We start from the raw sequence: 21,255 nt of genomic DNA, 5'->3' as shown, positions 1-21,255 counted from the left end.
CTTAGTGCATGATTGTATATTCGCCATGGTTATGGTTATATTGTTTTCGACATTTAAACGTATGAATCATCGTGCAGTGACCTCTGCCACACTGCGCTCGTATTGGTTTTTGTTAATTCAGGTCAGGGCCTTTATGTTTTCCTAATTTTAATGCTTTCCCTTTTTCTTATTTTATATGCATGGTAAATCATATTAGCGGAGGTTATTTCTGAGCTCCGTCTGGGAAAAGGGAGTTTAGAGTGACAGTGGAGTTAAATATGCCAGAAGTAAAAATAATAGATAAACCTAATCTTTTAGAGATGGGGAAGCCGCAGCTGCGCATGGTTGACCTTAATTTATTAACCGTTTTTGACGCGGTGATGCAAGAACAGAATATTACTCGCGCAGCGCATTCTCTGGGCATGTCGCAGCCTGCAGTCAGCAACGCAGTCGCACGTCTGAAGGTTATGTTTAATGATGAGCTCTTTGTGCGCTATGGCCGAGGCATCCAGCCAACAGCACGGGCTTTTCAGCTATTTGGCTCTGTTCGTCAGGCACTGCAATTGGTGCAGAATGAACTGCCAGGGTCCGGTTTTGAACCTGCCAGCAGCTCACGAGTATTTAATCTCTGCGTCTGTAGCCCATTGGATAATATCCTCACGTCCTTGATTTACAATCGCGTTGAGCAAGTTGCACCTAATATTCATGTCGTATTTAAATCATCGCTCAACCAAAATACAGAACATCAATTACGATATCAGGAAACAGAATTCGTTATTAGTTATGAAGAATTCCGCCGTCCTGAATTCACCAGTATTCCGTTATTCAATGATGAGATGGTGTTAGTCGCAAGTAAAAAACACCCGCGCATTAGCGGTCCATTGCTGGAAAGTGATGTCTATAATGAACAGCATGCCGTAGTTTCTCTCGATCGCTTTGCGTCATTCAGTCAACCCTGGTATGACACTCAGGATAAACAAACCTGCGTTGCTTATCAGGGAATGGCATTAATCAGTGTGCTGAATATTGTATCTCAAACTCATTTGGTTTCTATTGCGCCACGCTGGTTAGCTGAAGAGTTCTCCGAGGCTTTAGAACTGCAAATATTACCGCTACCTTTAAAATTGAATAGCCGGACTTGCTATCTTTCCTGGCATGAAGCCGCTGGTCGGGATAAAGGGCATCAATGGATGGAAGAGCTGTTAGTCTCCATTTGTAAGCAGTGACCTATGGCAGGGTAAATCCGATGAAACATCTGGTTTATTCTGCTTTTTTATTTTTATTTAAAATTTTATGCTGAAATCTGCTTTTGATTTTTTCCTGTGAGGGTGAAAAATTAGAGTAATCGCTGTAAGTGCCCATTTTTAAGCGATTATTTGTCATTTCATTTGCTTATACTGGTTTAATTCTCCGTTTATTCGATTCTTTCCTCCGTTTTATTCTTATCCGCGGTTACACCACCACTTCGGTGTCAATTGCCATGCCTTATCGTCAGCGGTTAATGTGTTGTTAAACCGTTATTCATTATAAGAGTGGAGGCAAGCCATGGAGATGTTGTCTGGAGCCGAGATGGTCGTCCGATCGCTCATCGATCAGGGTGTGAAGCAGGTATTCGGGTATCCCGGGGGCGCAGTCCTCGATATTTATGATGCTTTGCATACGGTCGGTGGTATTGATCATGTGCTGGTCCGCCATGAGCAAGCCGCGGTCCATATGGCCGATGGTCTGGCACGTGCCACGGGGGAAGTGGGCGTTGTGTTGGTCACCTCAGGGCCGGGTGCAACCAATGCGATCACGGGGATCGCAACGGCGTACATGGACTCCATCCCGCTGGTGATCCTCTCCGGGCAGGTGGCTACCTCTCTGATTGGCTACGATGCCTTTCAGGAGTGCGATATGGTGGGGATATCCCGTCCGGTGGTGAAGCACAGCTTTCTGGTCAAGCAAACGGAAGATATACCTCAGGTGCTGAAGAAAGCCTTTTGGCTGGCTGCAAGCGGTCGCCCCGGTCCTGTAGTTGTGGATTTGCCGAAAGATATCCTGAATCCTGCGAAGAAATTGCCTTATAGCTGGCCTGAATCAGTAAGTATGCGCTCGTATAATCCGACGACGACAGGGCACAAGGGACAGATCAAACGGGCGCTGCAAACGCTGGTGGCGGCTAAAAAACCGGTGGTTTATGTTGGTGGTGGTGCAGTGAATGCGGCCTGCCACGAGCAACTGGGCCAGATTGCACAAGCCCTGAACCTGCCTGTCGTTTCCTCGTTGATGGGGTTAGGCGCATTTCCGGCAACGCATCGTCAGGCGCTGGGCATGTTGGGCATGCACGGTACTTATGAAGCGAATATGACCATGCATCATTCGGATGTGATATTTGCGGTCGGCGTTCGCTTTGACGATCGTACGACCAATAATCTGGCAAAGTATTGCCCGAATGCGACCGTGTTACATATCGATATCGACCCCACCTCTATTTCAAAAACCGTCACTGCGGATATTCCAATCGTTGGCGATGCTCGCCTGGTGCTTGAGCAGATGTTAGAGCTGCTGCCACAGGAAAAATCACAGCAACCGCTGGATGATAACCGTGACTGGTGGCAACAGATTGAGCACTGGCGTGCCCGCCAGTGCCTGAAATATGACACCCAAAGTGAGAGCATTAAACCGCAGGCTGTCATTGAAACCATCTGGCGTCTGACGAAAGGTGATGCGTATGTCACTTCGGATGTGGGCCAGCACCAGATGTTTGCTGCACTTTACTATCCGTTTGATAAACCTCGTCGTTGGATTAACTCAGGCGGCCTTGGCACCATGGGATTCGGTTTACCTGCCGCGTTAGGGGTGAAGATGGCACTGCCGAATGAAACGGTAGTCTGCGTTACCGGTGATGGCAGTATTCAGATGAATATCCAGGAGCTGTCGACGGCGCTGCAATATGAGCTGCCGGTGCTGGTACTCAACCTTAACAACCGCTATCTCGGTATGGTGAAACAGTGGCAGGACATGATCTATTCCGGGCGTCATTCGCAGTCTTATATGCAGTCGCTACCCGATTTTGTCCGTCTTGCTGAAGCCTATGGGCATATTGGTATCCAGATAAATCATCCGGATGAGCTGGAAAGCAAACTGGGTGAAGCACTGGAACATGTGCGCAACCACCGGCTGGTATTTGTTGATGTCACCGTCGATGGCAGTGAGCATGTCTACCCGATGCAAATTCGGGGTGGTGGTATGGATGAGATGTGGTTAAGCAAAACGGAGAGGACCTGACTATGCGCCGGATATTATCAGTATTACTGGAAAATGAGTCTGGGGCATTATCGCGCGTGATAGGCCTCTTTGCCCAGCGAGGTTACAACATTGAAAGCCTAACCGTCGCGCCGACTGACGATCCGACCTTATCGCGGATGACGATTCAGACCGTGGGCGATGAAAAGGTCCTTGAGCAAATTGAAAAGCAGCTGCACAAGCTGGTGGATGTCCTGCGGGTGAGTGAGTTAGGGCAGGGTGCTCACGTTGAACGAGAAATCATGCTGGTGAAGATTCAGGCCAGTGGTTATGGCCGGGAAGAGGTGAAACGAAACACGGAAATTTTCCGTGGACAGATTATCGATGTCACGCCGTCTATTTACACGGTGCAGTTGGCGGGAACCAGTGACAAACTGGACGCTTTCCTGGCAACACTGCGTGAAGTCGCCAAGATTGTAGAGGTGGCCCGTTCCGGTGTGGTGGGACTCTCCCGAGGTGATAAAATCATGCGTTAATAGTCGACGGTAGGCCTGATAAGCACAGCGCCATCAGGCATCCTCGTGGAGGTCATGCCGGATGGCGGCGTAAACGCCTTATCCGGCCTACAGGTAACGTACCCGTTTTCGCTGATGCTACCTGTTGCGCTTTTTTTTTGCGAAATCAGCAGTAACCAGAGACAAAAGCGGTTGCCGCAGTCATTATTCTGCGCTTAGATGTTAATAAATTTAACCCATGCCATCTTAAAGGTTATGGTTTGTACATTTTACGCAAGGGGCAATTGTGAAACTGGATGAAATCGCTCGGTTGGCCGGCGTTTCGCGAACGACTGCAAGCTACGTTATTAATGGCAAAGCAAAGCAATACCGCGTAAGCGACAAAACGGTCGAAAAAGTCATGGCGGTGGTGCGTGAACATAATTACCACCCCAATGCTGTGGCGGCCGGGCTCCGTGCTGGACGCACACGTTCTATCGGGTTGGTAATCCCGGACCTGGAGAATACGAGTTATACCCGCATTGCAAACTACCTGGAACGTCAGGCGCGTCAGCGTGGGTATCAACTGCTGATTGCCTGCTCTGAAGATCAGCCAGATAACGAAATGCGCTGTATTGAGCATCTTTTACAGCGTCAGGTTGACGCTATTATTGTATCTACCTCATTACCGCCAGAACATCCGTTCTATCAGCGTTGGGCGAACAGTTCATTCCCGATTGTCGCGCTGGATCGTGCGCTGGATCGTGAACACTTCACCAGTGTTGTCGGTGCAGATCAGGATGATGCCCAAATGCTGGCGGAGGAATTGCGTAAATTCCCTGCTGAAACTGTGCTCTACCTGGGGGCGCTCCCTGAATTATCGGTCAGTTTCCTGCGTGAACAGGGTTTCCGTACCGCGTGGAAAGACGATCCGCGTGAAGTGCACTTCCTGTATGCCAATAGCTATGAACGGGAGGCAGCAGCACAGCTGTTTGATAAATGGCTGGAAACGCATCCGATGCCTCAGGCGCTGTTCACCACCTCATTTGCGCTATTGCAAGGGGTGATGGATGTGACTTTGCGTCGTGATGGGCAACTGCCGTCTGATTTAGCCATTGCGACCTTTGGCGATCATGAACTGCTCGACTTCCTGCAATGCCCGGTGTTGGCAGTAGCACAGCGCCACCGTGATGTGGCTGAACGTGTGCTGGAGATCGTCCTTGCAAGCCTTGATGAACCGCGTAAACCAAAACCAGGATTAACGCGCATTCGGCGTAATCTGTATCGCCGCGGCATCCTTAGCCGTACCTAAGTGGCTGCTATTGATGGCATTGGAGAGAATGCTTCGATGCCATCAACTATTTTATTCTCAGAAATAACCGCATTATATTTAAGAATATTCTTTAGAATTATCTGAAATTCATTCTTTAATTATCCTAATTTAAAAATGCAACTATCCTTTTTTGGGTTATTGATACGTAACGACGCGTTACGTTTGTATTATTTTGTTACATGCTTGTGTGGATTTGCCGAATTAACAAACACTTTGCCGCCGAATTGCGGCAATCTCTCGCCTTCCTTGGCCGTACGGGCCGTACAGACCGATGAACTGGTACTGTTATCTCGCCGCATATTGTCCTAAAATGCCGCTCGCGTCGCAAACTGACACTTTATATTTTCCTCGGTTGATATTGAGTTGTTTTAAACAATGATGAGTTGTTGGATTTTTTTCTTACAAATATTCATGACGTTAATTTGCTTCGTTCGCTGTATGAAATTTGCTCAACGCTGATATTAGCCGTAAACATTGGGTTTTTTGCTCCGCTGAGCGCCGTGACTTGCTTGACAAGGTTTTCCTCCGCTCCGTAAACTCCTTTAAGTGGGATTTTGTGGGATAAAGTGGTAATTGGGGGTGAGACTGGCATGTTCCGGGGAGCAACGTTAGTTAATCTCGACAGTAAAGGGCGCTTATCGGTGCCTACCCGTTATCGGGATCAACTGCTTGAGAGCGCTACCGGTCAAATGGTTTGTACCATTGACATCCATCACCCGTGCCTGCTGCTGTACCCCCTGCCTGAATGGGAAGTTATCGAGCAGAAGCTATCTCGCCTGTCGAGCATGAATCCGGCTGAGCGTCGCGTACAACGCTTATTGTTGGGGCATGCCAGCGAATGTCAGATGGATAACGCCGGTCGCTTATTGATTGCGCCCATTCTGCGACAACACGCGGGACTGACAAAAGAAGTGATGCTGGTTGGGCAGTTCAATAAGTTTGAGCTGTGGGATGAAACGACCTGGTATCAACAGGTCAAGGAAGATATCGACGCTGAGCAGTCTGTGACCGGCGCGCTGTCGGAACGATTGCAGGACTTGTCTCTATAAGATGATGGAAAATTATAAACACACCACGGTGTTGCTGGATGAAGCTGTAAATGGCCTGAATATTCGTCCAGACGGCATCTACATTGACGGGACATTTGGTCGCGGTGGTCATTCACGTCTGATCCTCTCACAGCTTGGTGAAGAGGGACGTTTACTGGCAATCGATCGCGATCCGCAGGCTATTGCCGTTGCCCAGACGATTACCGATCCCCGTTTCTCCATCATTCATGGACCTTTTTCTGCGCTGGCTGAGTATGTAGCCGAGCGTGGACTTACCGGCAAGATCGATGGAATCCTCCTTGATCTTGGCGTGTCTTCTCCGCAGCTTGATGATGCCGAACGCGGCTTTTCATTCATGCGTGACGGTCCGCTAGATATGCGTATGGACCCTACGCGCGGTCAGTCTGCCGCTGAATGGCTGCAAACCGCCGATGAAGCTGATATCGCTTGGGTGATTAAAACCTTTGGCGAGGAGCGCTTCGGCAAACGTATTGCCCGCGCCATCGTGGAGCGCAACCGCATAGAACCGATGACCCGTACCAAAGAACTGGCGGAAGTCATTGCAGCGGCAATGCCGGTAAAAGACAAATTCAAACATCCCGCGACCCGTACCTTCCAGGCGGTGCGTATTTGGGTAAACAGTGAACTGGAGGAGATAGAGCAGGCGCTAAAAAGCTCGCTCAGCGTGCTGGCACCAGGTGGTCGCCTTTCGATCATTAGTTTCCATTCACTCGAAGATCGCATTGTGAAGCGCTTTATGCGTGAACAAAGCCGCGGTCCTCAGGTTCCGGCTGGAATACCGATGACAGAAGCGCAGATCAAAAAACTGGGCGGTCGTGAGTTGAGAGCACTAGGCAAGTTGATGCCGGGTGAAGAAGAGGTAGCTGAAAATCCTCGTGCCCGTAGTTCAGTTCTGCGTATTGCAGAGAGGACGAACGCATGATCAGCAGAGTGACAGAAGCCCTCAGCAAAGTTAAAGGATCGATAGGAAGCAACGAGCGCCATGCTTTGCCTGGCGTGATCGGTGACGATCTTTTGCGGTTTGGGAAGCTGCCACTCTGCCTGTTCATTTGCATTATTTTGACGGCGGTTACTGTCGTGACAACCGCACACCATACACGGTTACTGACCGCGCAGCGTGAGCAGTTGGTTCTGGAACGAGATGCGCTGGATATCGAATGGCGTAACTTGATCCTTGAGGAGAACGCGCTCGGTGATCATAGCCGTGTTGAACGGATCGCAACGGAAAAGCTGCAAATGCAGCATGTTGATCCCTCACAAGAAAATATCGTAGTACAAAAATAAGGATAAACGCGACGCATGAAAGCAGCGGCAAAAACGCACAAACCAAAACGTCAGGAAGAACAAGCCAACTTTGTCAGTTGGCGTTTTGCGTTACTGTGCGGCTGTATTTTGCTGGCGCTGGGTTTCTTGCTGGGGCGTGTTGCCTGGCTGCAAATCATCGCGCCAGACATGCTGGTGCGCCAGGGCGATATGCGTTCCCTGCGCGTACAGGAAGTTGCCACATCGCGCGGTATGATAACCGATCGTTTAGGTCGTCCGCTGGCGGTGAGTGTTCCCGTTAAGGCGATTTGGGCTGACCCAAAAGAAGTTCATGACGCAGGCGGTGTGAGCGTTGGCGAGCGCTGGAGAGCACTTTCAACCGCGTTGAACCTGCCACTTGACCAGTTGGCCAGCAGAATTAATGCCAACCCGAAAGGGCGCTTTATTTATCTTGCGCGTCAGGTAAACCCTGACATGGCCGACTACATCAAGAAACTGAAGCTGCCAGGTATTCATCTGCGCGAAGAATCCCGCCGTTACTATCCTTCCGGAGAAGTGACCGCTCACCTCATTGGTTTTACCAACGTTGACAGCCAGGGGATTGAAGGCGTTGAAAAAAGCTTCGACAAATGGCTCACCGGACAACCGGGCGAACGTATTGTACGTAAAGACCGCTATGGCCGCGTCATCGAGGATATTTCCTCTACCGACAGCCAGGCGGCGCATAACCTTGCGCTGAGTATTGATGAGCGTTTACAGGCGCTGGTCTACCGTGAACTGAACAACGCCGTAGCGTTTAACAAGGCGGAGTCAGGTAGTGCGGTTCTGGTGGATGTTAATACCGGTGAAGTGCTGGCGATGGCGAACAGCCCGTCTTACAACCCTAATAATCTCACCGGTACGCCGAAAGACGCAATGCGTAACCGTACCATTACCGACGTCTTCGAGCCGGGTTCTACCGTTAAACCGATGGTGGTGATGACCGCGCTGCAGCGTGGCGTGGTACGTGAAAATACCGTACTTAACACCATTCCTTACCGAATTAATGGTCACGAAATTAAAGACGTGGCGCGTTATAGCGAATTGACCCTTACCGGGGTTTTGCAGAAGTCGAGTAACGTCGGTGTTTCCAAACTGGCGTTAGCGATGCCGTCCTCAGCGTTAGTAGATACTTACTCACGTTTTGGGCTGGGAAAAGCGACCAATTTGGGGTTGGTCGGAGAACGCAGTGGCTTATATCCTCAAAAACAACGGTGGTCTGACATAGAGAGGGCCACCTTCTCTTTCGGCTATGGGCTAATGGTAACCCCGTTACAGTTAGCGCGAGTCTACGCAACTATCGGCAGCTATGGCGTTTATCGCCCACTGTCGATTACTAAAGTTGACCCTCCTGTTCCGGGCGAGCGTATCTTCCCGGAGTCGACCGTACGCACTGTGGTGCACATGATGGAAAGCGTGGCGCTGCCGGGTGGTGGCGGCGTGAAGGCGGCGATTAAAGGCTATCGCATCGCGATTAAAACCGGTACGGCGAAAAAAGTCGGGCCAGATGGCCGCTATATCAATAAATACATTGCTTATACCGCAGGCGTTGCGCCTGCGAGTCAGCCGCGCTTCGCGCTGGTTGTTGTTATCAACGATCCGCAGGCGGGTAAATATTACGGTGGCGCCGTTTCCGCGCCGGTCTTCGGTGCCATCATGGGCGGCGTACTGCGCACCATGAACATCGAACCGGATGCGCTGACAACGGGCGATAAAAATGAATTTGTGAATAATCAAGGCGAGGCAACAGGTGGCAGATCGTAATTTGCGCGACCTTCTTGCTCCATGGGTGCCGGGTGCACCGGAGCGAGCACTGCGAGAGATGACACTCGACAGCCGTGTGGCTGCATCGGGCGATCTCTTTGTCGCAGTAGTGGGTCATCAGGCGGACGGGCGTCGATATATCCCGCAGGCGATAGCGCAAGGTGTGGCTGCCATTATTGCAGAGGCAAAAGATGAGGCCGCAGACGGCGAAATCCGTGAAATGCACGGCGTTCCGGTCATCTATCTCAGCCAGCTTAACGAACGCTTATCTGCACTGGCAGGCCGCTTTTACCACGAGCCATCTGAAAATATGCGTCTGGTCGGTGTGACCGGAACGAACGGTAAAACCACCACCACCCAATTGCTTGCACAGTGGAGCCAACTGCTTGGCGAAACCAGTGCGGTAATGGGAACGGTAGGTAATGGCCTGCTGGGTAAAGTGATCCCGACGGAAAATACCACTGGGTCCGCCGTTGACGTTCAGCATGTGCTGGCGGGACTGGTTGAACAGGGCGCGACCTTTGGCGCGATGGAGGTTTCATCGCATGGCCTGGTTCAGCACCGCGTGGCGGCGCTGAAATTTGCGGCCTCAGTATTTACCAACTTAAGCCGTGACCATCTCGATTATCACGGCGATATGGAACACTACGAAGCCGCGAAGTGGTTGCTGTATTCCACGCACCACTGTGGGCAGGCTATCGTCAATGCGGATGACGAAGTGGGTCGCCGCTGGCTGGCGAAGCTGCCGGATGCGGTAGCTGTCTCGATGGAAGACCATATCAATCCCAACTGCCACGGTCGTTGGCTGAAAGCCGTTGAGGTGAACTATCACGATAGCGGCGCAACGATTCGCTTTGCCTCCACCTGGGGAGAAGGGGAAATTGAAAGCCGCCTGATGGGGGCGTTTAACGTCAGCAATTTGCTGCTGGCGCTGGCCACACTGCTGGCGTTGGGGTATCCGTTAACTGATTTACTGAAAACGGCGGCACAGCTGCAGCCGGTCTGCGGGCGCATGGAAGTGTTTAGCGCGCCGGGCAAAACCACCGTTGTGGTTGATTATGCTCATACGCCGGATGCGCTGGAAAAAGCGCTGCAGGCGGCCCGTCTGCATTGCACCGGCAAGCTGTGGTGCGTCTTTGGCTGCGGCGGCGATCGCGACAAAGGCAAGCGTCCGTTGATGGGGGCCATTGCAGAGCAGTTTGCTGATGTCGTTGTGGTTACGGATGATAACCCACGCACCGAAGAGCCTCGCGCCATTATCAATGACATTCTGGCGGGTATGCTGGATGCCGGGCAGGCAAAAGTAATGGAAGGCCGTGCTGAAGCGGTCACTAGCGCCATCATGCAGGCAAAAGAAAATGACGTGGTGCTGGTCGCTGGCAAAGGCCATGAAGATTACCAGATTGTCGGCGCCCAGCGTCTCGACTACTCCGATCGCGTGACGGCAGCACGTCTGCTGGGGGTTATCGCATGATTAGCGTAACGCTCAGCCAACTGGCGGAAATCCTCGGTGGCGAACTGAAAGGGGGCGATCTGACCCTCGATGCGGTCACGACCGATACGCGTAAAGTCACGCCAGGCTGTTTGTTCGTCGCACTGAAAGGTGAACGCTTCGATGCCCATGACTTTACTGACACTGCAAAAGAGAATGGCGCGGGCGCACTGCTGGTAAACCGTGCACTGGATACCGACCTTCCGCAGCTGATTGTAAAAGATACGCGTCTGGCATTTGGCGAGCTGGCTGCATGGGTTCGCGCTCAGGTTCCGGCTCGTGTGGTGGCGCTTACCGGCTCGTCCGGTAAAACGTCCGTCAAAGAGATGACGGCATCCATTCTGAGCCAGTGTGGTAACACCCTGTATACCGCGGGCAACCTGAATAACGACATCGGCGTCCCGATGACGCTGCTGCGCTTAAACAACGATTACGACTATGCCGTGATTGAGCTTGGCGCGAATCATCAGGGCGAAATCGCCTGGACCGTTGGCCTGACGCGCCCGGAAGCGGCGCTGGTGAACAACCTGGCCGCCGCGCATCTGGAAGGCTTCGGCTCTCTGGCAGGTGTGGCGAAGGCAAAAGGTGAGATTTTTACCGGCCTGTCAGCGAACGGTGTCGCCATTATGAATGCCGACAACAACGACTGGTTGAACTGGCAGAGCATCATCGGCGATCGCAAAGTCTGGCGCTTCTCGCCGAATGCGGCTAACAGCGACTTTTCGGCGGCTAACGTTCATGTGACCTCACACGGCACAGAGTTTTCGCTGCAAACGCCAACCGGAAGCATTGATGTTCTGCTGCCCCTGCCGGGTCGTCACAATATTGCTAACGCCCTGGCGGCGGCAGCGCTATCTATGGCGGTTGGCGCAACGCCAGATGCCGTGAAAGCGGGTCTGAAGGATCTGCAAGCGGTGCCGGGGCGTCTGTTCCCGGTTCAACTGGCAGAAAATCAGCTGCTGCTGGACGACTCCTACAACGCTAACGTCGGCTCAATGACCGCAGCGGTACAGGTGCTGTCCGAAATGCCCGGCTACCGCGTGCTGGTGGTTGGCGATATGGCAGAGCTTGGCGCGGAAAGCGAAGCCTGCCACGTACAGGTAGGTGAGGCTGCAAAGGTTGCAGGTATCGACCGCGTGCTGAGTACAGGGAAACTGAGTCAGGCAATTAGCCATGCCAGCGGCGTTGGCGAGCATTTTGCGGATAAAACCGCGTTGGCCGCGCATCTTAAGACACTGATTGCAGAACATCAGATTATGACGATTTTAGTGAAGGGTTCACGTAGTGCCGCCATGGAAGAGGTAGTACGCGCATTACAGGAGAATGGAACATGTTAGTTTGGCTGGCCGAACATTTGGTCAAATATTATTCCGGCTTCAACGTCTTTTCCTATCTGACGTTTCGCGCCATCGTCAGCCTGCTGACCGCGCTGTTCATCTCATTGTGGATGGGCCCGCGCATGATCGCCCGCTTGCAAAAAATGTCCTTTGGCCAGGTCGTACGTAACGACGGCCCGGAATCACACTTTAGTAAACGCGGTACGCCGACCATGGGCGGCATCATGATCCTCACTGCGATTGTTATCTCCGTACTGCTGTGGGCCTACCCATCCAACCCGTACGTGTGGTGCGTGCTGGTGGTGCTGGTTGGCTACGGTATTATCGGTTTTGTCGATGACTACCGCAAAGTGGTGCGCAAAGACACCAAGGGCCTGATCGCGCGCTGGAAGTATTTCTGGATGTCGGTCATTGCATTAGGGGTCGCGTTTGCGCTGTATCTGGCAGGAAAAGACACCCCGGCAACTGAACTGGTGGTGCCATTCTTTAAAGATGTCATGCCGCAACTGGGGCTGTTCTACATCCTGCTGGCGTACTTCGTGATTGTCGGTACCGGCAACGCGGTCAACCTGACCGACGGCCTCGATGGCCTGGCGATTATGCCAACCGTGTTTGTAGCCGCCGGTTTTGCACTGGTTGCATGGGCGACCGGTAACATGAACTTCGCCAACTACCTGCATATTCCTTATCTGCGCCACGCCGGCGAACTGGTTATCGTCTGTACGGCGATTGTCGGCGCAGGTTTGGGCTTCCTGTGGTTTAACACTTATCCGGCACAGGTCTTTATGGGCGACGTCGGTTCACTGGCTCTGGGTGGCGCACTGGGCATTATTGCCGTGCTGTTGCGTCAGGAATTCCTGCTGGTGATCATGGGCGGCGTATTTGTGGTGGAAACCCTGTCGGTCATTCTGCAGGTGGGTTCCTTTAAGCTGCGCGGACAGCGTATTTTCCGTATGGCGCCTATTCATCACCACTATGAACTGAAAGGTTGGCCGGAACCGCGTGTGATTGTGCGTTTCTGGATTATTTCGCTGATGCTGGTCCTGATTGGCCTGGCAACGCTGAAGGTACGTTAATCATGGCTGATTACCAGGGTAAAAAAGTCGTCATTATCGGTCTGGGTTTGACCGGATTGTCCTGCGTGGATTTCTTTCTGGCACGTGGCGTCACGCCGCGCGTCATGGATACCCGCGCGACGCCGCCAGGCCTGGATAAATTACCGGAAGCGGTTGAGCATCATGTTGGCAGCCTGAATGATGACTGGCTGTTGGCCGCTGATTTAATCGTCGCCAGCCCTGGTATTGCCCTGGCGCACCCTTCGCTGAGCGCTGCCGCAGATGCGGGAATTGAGATTGTCGGTGACATCGAACTGTTCTGCCGCGAAGCACAGGCCCCCATTGTCGCGATCACCGGTTCAAACGGTAAAAGTACCGTCACGACGCTGGTTGGTGAAATGGCGAAAGCGGCCGGAGTAAACGTCGGTGTAGGCGGTAATATCGGCCTGCCTGCACTGATGTTGCTGGACGCTGAGCGCGAGTTGTATGTTCTGGAATTGTCCAGCTTCCAACTGGAGACGACCTCCAGCTTACGGGCTGTCGCGGCAACCATTTTGAACGTCACTGAAGATCACATGGACCGTTATCCGTTTGGACTGCAGCAGTACCGTGCAGCCAAACTGCGCGTTTATGAGAATGCGAAAGTGTGCGTAGTCAATGCGGATGATGCGTTAACTATGCCGGTTCGCGGTGCCGATGAGCGTTGTGTGAGCTTTGGCATCAATATGGGTGACTATCACCTTAACCGCCAGCAGGGTGAAACCTGGCTGCGGGTGAAGGGTGAAAAAGTATTGAACGTGAAAGAGATGACCCTTTCCGGTCAACATAACTACACCAATGCGCTGGCAGCGTTAGCGCTGGCGGATGCTGCGGGTCTGCCGCGGGCATCCAGCCTGAAAGCATTGACTACCTTTACCGGCCTGGCGCATCGTTTCCAACTGGTACTGAATCATAACGGTGTGCGTTGGATCAACGATTCAAAAGCGACCAATGTCGGCAGCACTGAAGCCGCGCTGAATGGGCTGCACGTTGAGGGTACTCTGCACCTGCTGTTGGGCGGCGATGGGAAATCAGCCGATTTTTCTCCGTTAAGCCGTTACCTGAGTGGCGATCGCATACGACTGTACTGCTTTGGCCGTGATGGTGCGCAGCTTGCCGCGCTGCGACCGGAAGTGGCGGAACAAACAGAAACCATGGAACAGGCGATGCGTCTGCTCGCCCCGCGTGTTAAACCGGGCGACATGGTACTACTGTCTCCCGCCTGTGCCAGTCTCGATCAGTTCAAGAATTTTGAGCAACGTGGCGACGTCTTTACCCACCTGGCGAAGGAGTTGGGTTGATGCGATTATCTCTCCCTCGTCTGAAACTGCCGCGCGTACCGGGACTCGGAATCCTGGCGTGGGTCTTTGCGGCACTTAAAGGCTGGGTGATGGCTTCGCGTGAGAAAGACGCGGACAGCCTGATCATGTACGACCGCATGCTGTTGTGGTTGACGTTTGGTCTGGCAGCGATCGGTTTTATCATGGTGACATCGGCGTCAATGCCCGTTGGGCAGCGTCTGGCAGGCGATCCATTCCTGTTTGCTAAGCGTGACGCACTGTATATTTTTCTGGCGTTCTGTCTGGCGATGATTACCCTGCGCCTGCCGATGGAGTTCTGGCAAAAGTACAGCACCACCATGCTGATCGCGTCGATCATCATGCTGCTGATCGTTCTGGTTGTAGGCAGCTCGGTTAACGGGGCATCGCGCTGGATTGCGCTGGGGCCACTGCGTATTCAGCCTGCGGAGTTTACCAAGCTGTCGTTGTTCTGTTATCTCGCCAACTACCTGGTGCGTAAGGTGGATGAGGTGCGTAACAACCTGCGCGGCTTCTTAAAGCCGATGGGTGTGATTCTGGTTCTGGCCGTGCTGCTGCTGGCGCAGCCTGACCTGGGCACAGTGGTCGTGCTGTTCGTCACGACGCTGGCGATGCTGTTTTTGGCTGGTGCCAAATTGTGGCAGTTCATCGCCATCATCGGGATGGGGATTTCCGCTGTCGTGCTGCTGATCCTCGCCGAACCGTACCGTATTCGCCGTGTGACCTCGTTCTGGAATCCCTGGGAAGATCCGTTTGGCAGTGGCTATCAGCTGACACAGTCTCTGATGGCTTTTGGTCGCGGTGAAGTGTGGGGCCAGGGATTGGGTAATTCAGTCCAAAAACTGGAGTATTTGCCGGAAGCGCACACCGACTTTATCTTCGCCATTATTGGGGAGGAGCTGGGTTATATCGGTGTGGTACTCGCTCTTTTAATGGTATTCTTCGTCGCTTTTCGCGCGATGTCGATCGGTCGTAAGGCGCTGGAAATTGACCACCGTTTTTCAGGTTTCTTAGCCTGCTCTATCGGGATTTGGTTTAGCTTCCAGGCTCTGGTAAACGTCGGCGCGGCGGCGGGCATGCTGCCAACGAAAGGTCTGACGCTGCCGTTGATCAGTTATGGTGGTTCGAGTTTGTTGATCATGTCGACAGCCATCATGTTTTTGTTACGTATTGATTATGAAACGCGTCTGGAAAAAGCCCAGGCGTTTACACGAGGTGCACGATGAGTGGTCAACCGAAGCGGTTAATGGTGATGGCAGGCGGTACCGGTGGACATGTTTTCCCGGGGCTGGCGGTTGCGCACCATTTAATGGCCCAGGGCTGGCAGGTTCGTTGGCTGGGCACCGCCGATCGTATGGAAGCGGACTTAGTGCCGAAGCATGGCATTGACATTGACTTTATTCGCATCTCCGGTTTGCGCGGAAAGGGCCTCAACGCGTTGCTGGCTGCACCTGTACGTATTTTTAATGCCTGGCGTCAGGCCCGCGCCATCATGAAGCAGTTTAAGCCCGATGTGGTGCTGGGCATGGGCGGCTATGTGTCTGGCCCTGGCGGCCTGGCGGCCTGGTCGTTAGGTATTCCGGTCGTGCTGCATGAGCAGAACGGTATCGCCGGGTTAACGAACAAATGGCTGGCGAAGATCGCGACGAAGGTGATGCAGGCCTTCCCTGGCGCTTTCCCGAATGCGGAAGTGGTGGGGAATCCAGTGCGTACTGATGTCCTTGCACTGCCGTTACCCGAAGAACGTCTGCCTGGTCGTGAAGGTCCGGTGCGGGTGCTGGTTGTCGGTGGTTCGCAGGGCGCACGTGTGCTGAACCAGACGTTGCCGCAGGTCGCGGCAAAACTTGGCGACGCAGTGACTATCTGGCATCAGAGTGGTAAAGGTGCGCAGCAAACCGTGGAACAGGCTTACGCAGACGCGGGGCAACCACAGCATAAGGTCACTGAATTTATTGATGATATGGCAGCAGCTTACGCGTGGGCGGATGTGGTGGTCTGTCGTTCAGGCGCACTGACGGTGAGTGAGATTGCTGCCGCAGGTTTACCCGCGCTGTTCGTGCCGTTTCAACATAAAGACAGACAACAGTACTGGAATGCGCTGCCGCTGGAAAAAGCGGGTGCAGCCAAAATTCTTGAGCAGCCGCAGTTTACTGTGGATGCCGTCGTCAGCACCCTGTCCGGGTGGTCACGAGAAACTTTATTAACCATGGCAGAGCGTGCTCGCGCCGCATCCATACCGGATGCCACTGAGCGGGTTGCAACTGAAGTGAGCCGGGCTGCCCGGGTGTAATTGTGGTGATGCCTTTTGCATCGCATGAACTGAGAAGTTAATGGCTAAAGAATGAATACACAACAACTGGCAAAACTGCGTTCCATCGTGCCCGAAATGCGTCGCGTTCGGCACATCCACTTTGTCGGCATCGGTGGTGCTGGTATGGGCGGTATTGCCGAAGTTTTGGCCAATGAAGGCTATCAGATCAGCGGTTCTGACTTAGCGCCGAATCCGGTTACGCAGCAACTGACGAATCTGGGTGCCACGATTTTTTTCAACCATCGCCCGGAAAACGTTCGTGATGCGAGCGTGGTGGTGGTATCCAGCGCTATTTCTGCGGATAACCCGGAAATTGTTGCGGCCCATGAAGCGCGTATCCCGGTGATCCGCCGTGCGGAGATGCTGGCAGAGTTGATGCGTTTTCGTCACGGCATCGCCATTGCCGGGACCCACGGTAAAACCACGACCACTGCGATGGTCTCCAGTATTTATGCAGAAGCGGGCCTCGATCCGACTTTTGTGAACGGCGGTCTGGTAAAGGCAGCAGGTGTGCATGCACGTCTGGGTCACAGCCGTTATTTGATTGCGGAAGCCGATGAGAGCGATGCGTCGTTCCTGCATTTGCAGCCGATGGTGGCGATTGTCACCAATATCGAAGCTGACCATATGGATACCTACCATGGCGACTTCGAAAATTTAAAGCAGACGTTTATTAATTTCCTGCACAACTTGCCGTTTTATGGGCGTGCGGTGATGTGTGTCGACGATCCGGTAATCCGCGAGTTGTTGCCGCGCGTCGGGCGTCAGACCACCACCTATGGTTTCAGCGATGATGCTGACGTTCGCGTAGAAGATTATCAACAGATTGGCCCACAAGGTCACTTCACGCTGCTGCGTCAGGGGATGGCCGATTTGCGTGTGACGTTGAACGCGCCGGGTCGTCACAATGCCTTGAACGCGGCGGCAGCCGTGGCAGTGGCAACGGAAGAGGGTATTGAAGACGACGCGATTCTGCGCGCGCTGGAAAGTTTCCAGGGTACCGGACGCCGCTTTGACTTCCTGGGTGAATTCCCGCTTGAGCCAGTAAACGGTAAAGCCGGAACGGCGATGCTGGTCGATGACTATGGACATCACCCAACGGAAGTCGATGCCACGATCAAAGCCGCACGCGCAGGTTGGCCGGACAAAAATTTGGTGATGTTGTTCCAGCCGCACCGCTTCACACGTACACGCGATTTGTACGACGACTTTGCCAACGTTCTGACACAGGTTGATGCGTTGCTGATGTTGGACGTGTATGCCGCAGGTGAAGCTGCAATTCCGGGGGCCGATAGCCGTTCGCTGTGCCGTACCATTCGCGGTCGCGGAAAGATCGATCCTATTCTGGTGTCCGATCCGGCCCAGGTAGCGGAAATGCTGGCACCGGTATTAACCGGTAATGATCTGATTTTGGTGCAGGGCGCTGGAAATATCGGCAAAATCGCGCGTTCCTTAGCTGAAATCAAACTGAAGCCGCAAAACCCGGAGGAAGAACAACATGGCTGATAAAATCGCGGTCCTGTTAGGGGGAACCTCCGCAGAGCGAGAAGTGTCGTTGAATTCTGGCGCAGCAGTGCTGGCGGGTTTGCGCGAAGGCGGTGTGGATGCACATCCGGTTGACCCAAAAGAGGTCGACGTTACGCTTCTGAAATCGATGGGTTTTCAGAAAGTGTTTATTGCACTGCACGGCCGAGGTGGTGAAGACGGAACGTTACAGGGCATGCTGGAGCAGATTGGTTTGCCTTATACCGGTAGCGGTGTCATGGCATCGGCTATCTCAATGGACAAACTACGCAGCAAACTGCTGTGGCAGGGGGCAGAATTGCCCGTTGCGCCATGGGTGGCATTGACCCGTGCTGAGTTTGAAAAAGGACTTAGCGATGAAGTGGTTACGAGAATTTCTGCGTTAGGCTTGCCGTTGATTGTGAAGCCAAGCCGTGAAGGTTCCAGCGTAGGGATGTCAAAAGTTGAAGAAGAAAATGCTTTGCAAGCTGCATTAGCATTGGCTTTTCAGCATGATGAAGAAGTACTGATTGAAAAATGGCTCAGTGGACCGGAATTCACAGTTGCGATACTTGGCGAAGAAATTTTACCGTCAATACGTATCCAACCCGCGGGAACCTTCTATGATTATGAGGCGAAGTATCTGTCTGATGAGACACAATATTTCTGTCCTGCAGGTCTGGAAGTTGACCAGGAGGCCGAATTACAGGCATTAGTCCTGAAAGCGTGGAACGCATTGGGCTGTAAAGGTTGGGGCCGTATTGACGTCATGCTGGACAGCGATGGCCAGTTTTATCTGCTGGAAGCGAATACCTCTCCGGGTATGACCAGCCACAGCCTGGTGCCGATGGCGGCGCGTCAGGCGGGGCTGAGCTTCTCGCAGTTGGTGGTACGAATTCTGGAGTTGGCGGACTGATATGTCGCAGGCTGCGCTGAACACGCGAAACGGTGATGAAGACGAGGTAGCCTCCTCACGCCGCAATAATGGAACGCGTCTTGCAGGAATTCTGTTTCTGCTGACAGTGCTGTGCACCGTGTTTGTGAGCGGCTGGGTCGTGTTGGGATGGATGGAAGATGCGCAACGTTTGCCATTGTCGAAGCTGGTATTGACCGGTGAGCGACACTACACGCGCAATGACGATATTCGGCAGTCCATCCTGGCGCTTGGCGCACCGGGAACCTTTATGACCCAGGATGTGAACATCATCCAAAGTCAGATTGAACGTCTCCCCTGGATTAAGCAGGCGAGTGTCAGAAAGCAGTGGCCTGATGAATTGAAGATTCATCTGGTTGAATATGTGCCGATAGCGCGTTGGAATGACCAACATATGGTGGATGCCGATGGAAATACGTTCAGCATACCAACCGGTCGGGCTAACAAGCAGGTATTACCTATGTTGTATGGCCCTGAAGGCAGCGCAAGTGAAGTGTTGCAAGGGTTCCGCGATATGGGGCAGGTGCTGGCTAAGGATAGATTCACCCTGAAGGAAGCGGCGATGACCGCTCGTCGTTCCTGGCAGTTAACGCTTAATAACGATATTAAGCTCAATCTGGGCAGGGGCGATACGATAAAACGTTTGGCTCGCTTTGTGGAACTCTACCCGGTTTTACAGCAGCAGGCGCAAACCGATGGCAAACGGATTAGCTACGTTGATTTGCGTTATGACTCAGGAGCAGCAGTAGGCTGGGTTCCCTTGCCTCCTGAGGAATCTAATCAGCAACAGAATCAGGCACAGGCAGAACAACAATGATCAAGGCGACGGACAGAAAACTGGTAGTTGGACTGGAGATTGGCACCGCGAAGGTAGCCGCTTTAGTAGGGGAAGTTCTGCCCGACGGTATGGTCAATATCATTGGCGTGGGCAGTTGCCCATCGCGAGGTATGGATAAAGGCGGGGTGAATGACCTTGAGTCAGTGGTGAAATGCGTACAGCGCGCCATTGACCAGGCTGAACTGATGGCAGATTGCCAGATTTCCTCGGTGTATCTGGCGCTTTCAGGTAAACATATTAGCTGTCAGAATGAAATTGGTATGGTGCCCATTTCCGAAGAGGAAGTGACCCAGGAAGATGTGGAAAATGTTGTGCATACGGCAAAATCCGTACGTGTGCGCGATGAGCATCGTGTACTGCATGTTATTCCACAGGAATACGCGATTGACTACCAGGAAGGTATTAAAAATCCGGTCGGTCTTTCCGGCGTGCGTATGCAGGCAAAAGTACATCTGATTACCTGCCACAACGACATGGCGAAGAATATCGTCAAAGCCGTTGAACGCTGTGGACTGAAAGTTGACCAACTGATATTTGCCGGGTTGGCAGCCAGTTATTCCGTGTTAACGGAAGACGAACGTGAGCTGGGTGTCTGCGTGGTCGATATTGGTGGTGGTACAATGGACATCGCCGTTTATACTGGCGGGGCGTTGCGCCATACCAAAGTAATCCCTTATGCAGGGAATGTGGTCACCAGCGACATTGCGTATGCCTTTGGTACGCCGCCGAGCGATGCTGAAGCTATTAAAGTTCGTCATGGTTGTGCGCTGGGTTCTATCGTTGGCAAAGATGAGAGCGTTGAAGTGCCAAGCGTCGGTGGTCGTCCGCCACGCAGTCTGCAACGTCAAACTCTGGCTGAGGTCATTGAGCCGCGTTATACCGAGCTGCTTAACCTGGTCAACGAAGAAATTTTGCAATTACAGGAACAACTTCGCCAGCAGGGTGTGAAACATCATCTGGCGGCGGGGATTGTGTTAACCGGTGGTGCTGCGCAAATTGAAGGTCTTGCGGCCTGCGCTCAGCGCGTGTTCCATACGCAGGTGCGTATTGGTGCGCCGCTCAATATTACCGGTCTGACAGATTATGCCCAGGAGCCGTATTATTCAACGGCAGTGGGGTTGCTTCATTACGGGAAAGAATCCCATTTAAGTGGTGAAGCTGAAGTTGAAAAACGTGTAACGGCATCAGTTGGCTCGTGGATTAAACGACTCAATAGCTGGCTGCGAAAAGAGTTTTAATTTTTTATGAGACCGGCAT

The 21,255-nt window shown here is 52.8% G+C and carries 18 protein-coding genes; all 18 read left to right on the top strand.

The features are described from left to right. Nucleotides 1-257 precede the first annotated feature (257 nt). The 18 genes from leuO (at nt 258) to ftsA (ending at nt 21,236) form a co-directional block, all read left to right on the top strand. On the top strand, nt 258-1,205 hold the full coding sequence (gene leuO, locus NNO08_RS16385; RefSeq protein WP_271440491.1) for a transcriptional regulator LeuO: 948 nt from the start codon (nt 258-260) through the stop codon (nt 1,203-1,205). A 319-nt stretch (nt 1,206-1,524) separates the two neighbouring features. Beyond that, nucleotides 1,525-3,249 carry an acetolactate synthase 3 large subunit gene (gene ilvI / locus NNO08_RS16380; protein WP_271457108.1) on the top strand — a complete coding sequence of 575 codons (1,725 nt, stop codon included), beginning with the start codon at nt 1,525-1,527 and terminating at the stop codon, nt 3,247-3,249. A gap of 2 nt (nt 3,250-3,251) precedes the next feature. Further along, a complete protein-coding gene (gene ilvN / locus NNO08_RS16375; protein ID WP_003829566.1) occupies nt 3,252-3,743 on the top strand; it encodes an acetolactate synthase small subunit in 492 nt (163 codons plus the stop codon). 265 nt (nt 3,744-4,008) lie between these two features. Continuing rightward, nucleotides 4,009-5,013 carry a catabolite repressor/activator gene (gene cra / locus NNO08_RS16370; protein WP_271450019.1) on the top strand — a complete coding sequence of 335 codons (1,005 nt, stop codon included), beginning with the start codon at nt 4,009-4,011 and terminating at the stop codon, nt 5,011-5,013. A 611-nt stretch (nt 5,014-5,624) separates the two neighbouring features. Continuing rightward, nucleotides 5,625-6,083 (top strand): division/cell wall cluster transcriptional repressor MraZ, encoded by a 459-nt coding sequence (gene mraZ / locus NNO08_RS16365; protein WP_271440493.1) that lies wholly within the window; start codon nt 5,625-5,627, stop codon nt 6,081-6,083. Between the two features lies 1 nt (nt 6,084). Further along, nucleotides 6,085-7,026 (top strand): 16S rRNA (cytosine(1402)-N(4))-methyltransferase RsmH, encoded by a 942-nt coding sequence (rsmH, locus tag NNO08_RS16360; RefSeq protein ID WP_271440494.1) that lies wholly within the window; start codon nt 6,085-6,087, stop codon nt 7,024-7,026. After that, nucleotides 7,023-7,388: a cell division protein FtsL gene (ftsL, locus tag NNO08_RS16355; protein WP_000625651.1), complete on the top strand. Its 366-nt coding sequence runs from the start codon at nt 7,023-7,025 to the stop codon at nt 7,386-7,388. Before rsmH ends, ftsL begins: the two co-directional genes overlap by 4 nt. Before the next feature lie 15 nt (nt 7,389-7,403). Further along, nucleotides 7,404-9,170 (top strand): peptidoglycan glycosyltransferase FtsI, encoded by a 1,767-nt coding sequence (ftsI, locus tag NNO08_RS16350; protein WP_271440495.1) that lies wholly within the window; start codon nt 7,404-7,406, stop codon nt 9,168-9,170. Beyond that, complete coding sequence (gene murE, locus NNO08_RS16345; RefSeq protein ID WP_271450018.1) at nt 9,157-10,644, top strand: UDP-N-acetylmuramoyl-L-alanyl-D-glutamate--2,6-diaminopimelate ligase; 1,488 nt, start codon at nt 9,157-9,159, stop codon at nt 10,642-10,644. Before ftsI ends, murE begins: the two co-directional genes overlap by 14 nt. Then, a complete protein-coding gene (murF, locus tag NNO08_RS16340) occupies nt 10,641-11,999 on the top strand; it encodes a UDP-N-acetylmuramoyl-tripeptide--D-alanyl-D-alanine ligase (RefSeq protein ID WP_271457107.1) in 1,359 nt (452 codons plus the stop codon). Before murE ends, murF begins: the two co-directional genes overlap by 4 nt. Then, nucleotides 11,993-13,075, top strand: a complete 1,083-nt coding sequence (gene mraY, locus NNO08_RS16335; RefSeq protein WP_137383724.1) for a phospho-N-acetylmuramoyl-pentapeptide-transferase — start codon at nt 11,993-11,995, stop codon at nt 13,073-13,075. Before murF ends, mraY begins: the two co-directional genes overlap by 7 nt. Before the next feature lie 2 nt (nt 13,076-13,077). Then, a complete protein-coding gene (gene murD / locus NNO08_RS16330) occupies nt 13,078-14,394 on the top strand; it encodes a UDP-N-acetylmuramoyl-L-alanine--D-glutamate ligase (RefSeq protein ID WP_271440498.1) in 1,317 nt (438 codons plus the stop codon). Further along, nucleotides 14,394-15,638: a cell division protein FtsW gene (gene ftsW / locus NNO08_RS16325; protein ID WP_271440499.1), complete on the top strand. Its 1,245-nt coding sequence runs from the start codon at nt 14,394-14,396 to the stop codon at nt 15,636-15,638. The genes murD and ftsW overlap by 1 nt, the downstream gene beginning before the upstream one ends. Next, nucleotides 15,635-16,702 carry an undecaprenyldiphospho-muramoylpentapeptide beta-N-acetylglucosaminyltransferase gene (gene murG / locus NNO08_RS16320; RefSeq protein ID WP_271457106.1) on the top strand — a complete coding sequence of 356 codons (1,068 nt, stop codon included), beginning with the start codon at nt 15,635-15,637 and terminating at the stop codon, nt 16,700-16,702. Before ftsW ends, murG begins: the two co-directional genes overlap by 4 nt. Before the next feature lie 51 nt (nt 16,703-16,753). Beyond that, nucleotides 16,754-18,229, top strand: a complete 1,476-nt coding sequence (murC, locus tag NNO08_RS16315; RefSeq protein ID WP_003837436.1) for a UDP-N-acetylmuramate--L-alanine ligase — start codon at nt 16,754-16,756, stop codon at nt 18,227-18,229. Then, the gene (locus NNO08_RS16310) at nt 18,222-19,142 is read left to right on the top strand and encodes a D-alanine--D-alanine ligase (RefSeq protein WP_271457105.1); all 921 of its coding nucleotides are present in this window, start codon (nt 18,222-18,224) and stop codon (nt 19,140-19,142) included. Before murC ends, NNO08_RS16310 begins: the two co-directional genes overlap by 8 nt. A 1-nt stretch (nt 19,143) precedes the next feature. Continuing rightward, complete coding sequence (ftsQ, locus tag NNO08_RS16305) at nt 19,144-19,977, top strand: cell division protein FtsQ (RefSeq protein WP_271440502.1); 834 nt, start codon at nt 19,144-19,146, stop codon at nt 19,975-19,977. Further along, nucleotides 19,974-21,236 carry a cell division protein FtsA gene (gene ftsA / locus NNO08_RS16300; protein WP_003018755.1) on the top strand — a complete coding sequence of 421 codons (1,263 nt, stop codon included), beginning with the start codon at nt 19,974-19,976 and terminating at the stop codon, nt 21,234-21,236. The genes ftsQ and ftsA overlap by 4 nt, the downstream gene beginning before the upstream one ends. Nucleotides 21,237-21,255 lie beyond the last annotated feature (19 nt).

The sequence above is a fragment of the Citrobacter sp. Igbk 17 genome (genome assembly GCF_028069775.1).
Taxonomy (GTDB): Bacteria; Pseudomonadota; Gammaproteobacteria; order Enterobacterales; family Enterobacteriaceae; genus Citrobacter.
This window is presented reverse-complemented; position numbering and strand designations above follow the sequence as displayed.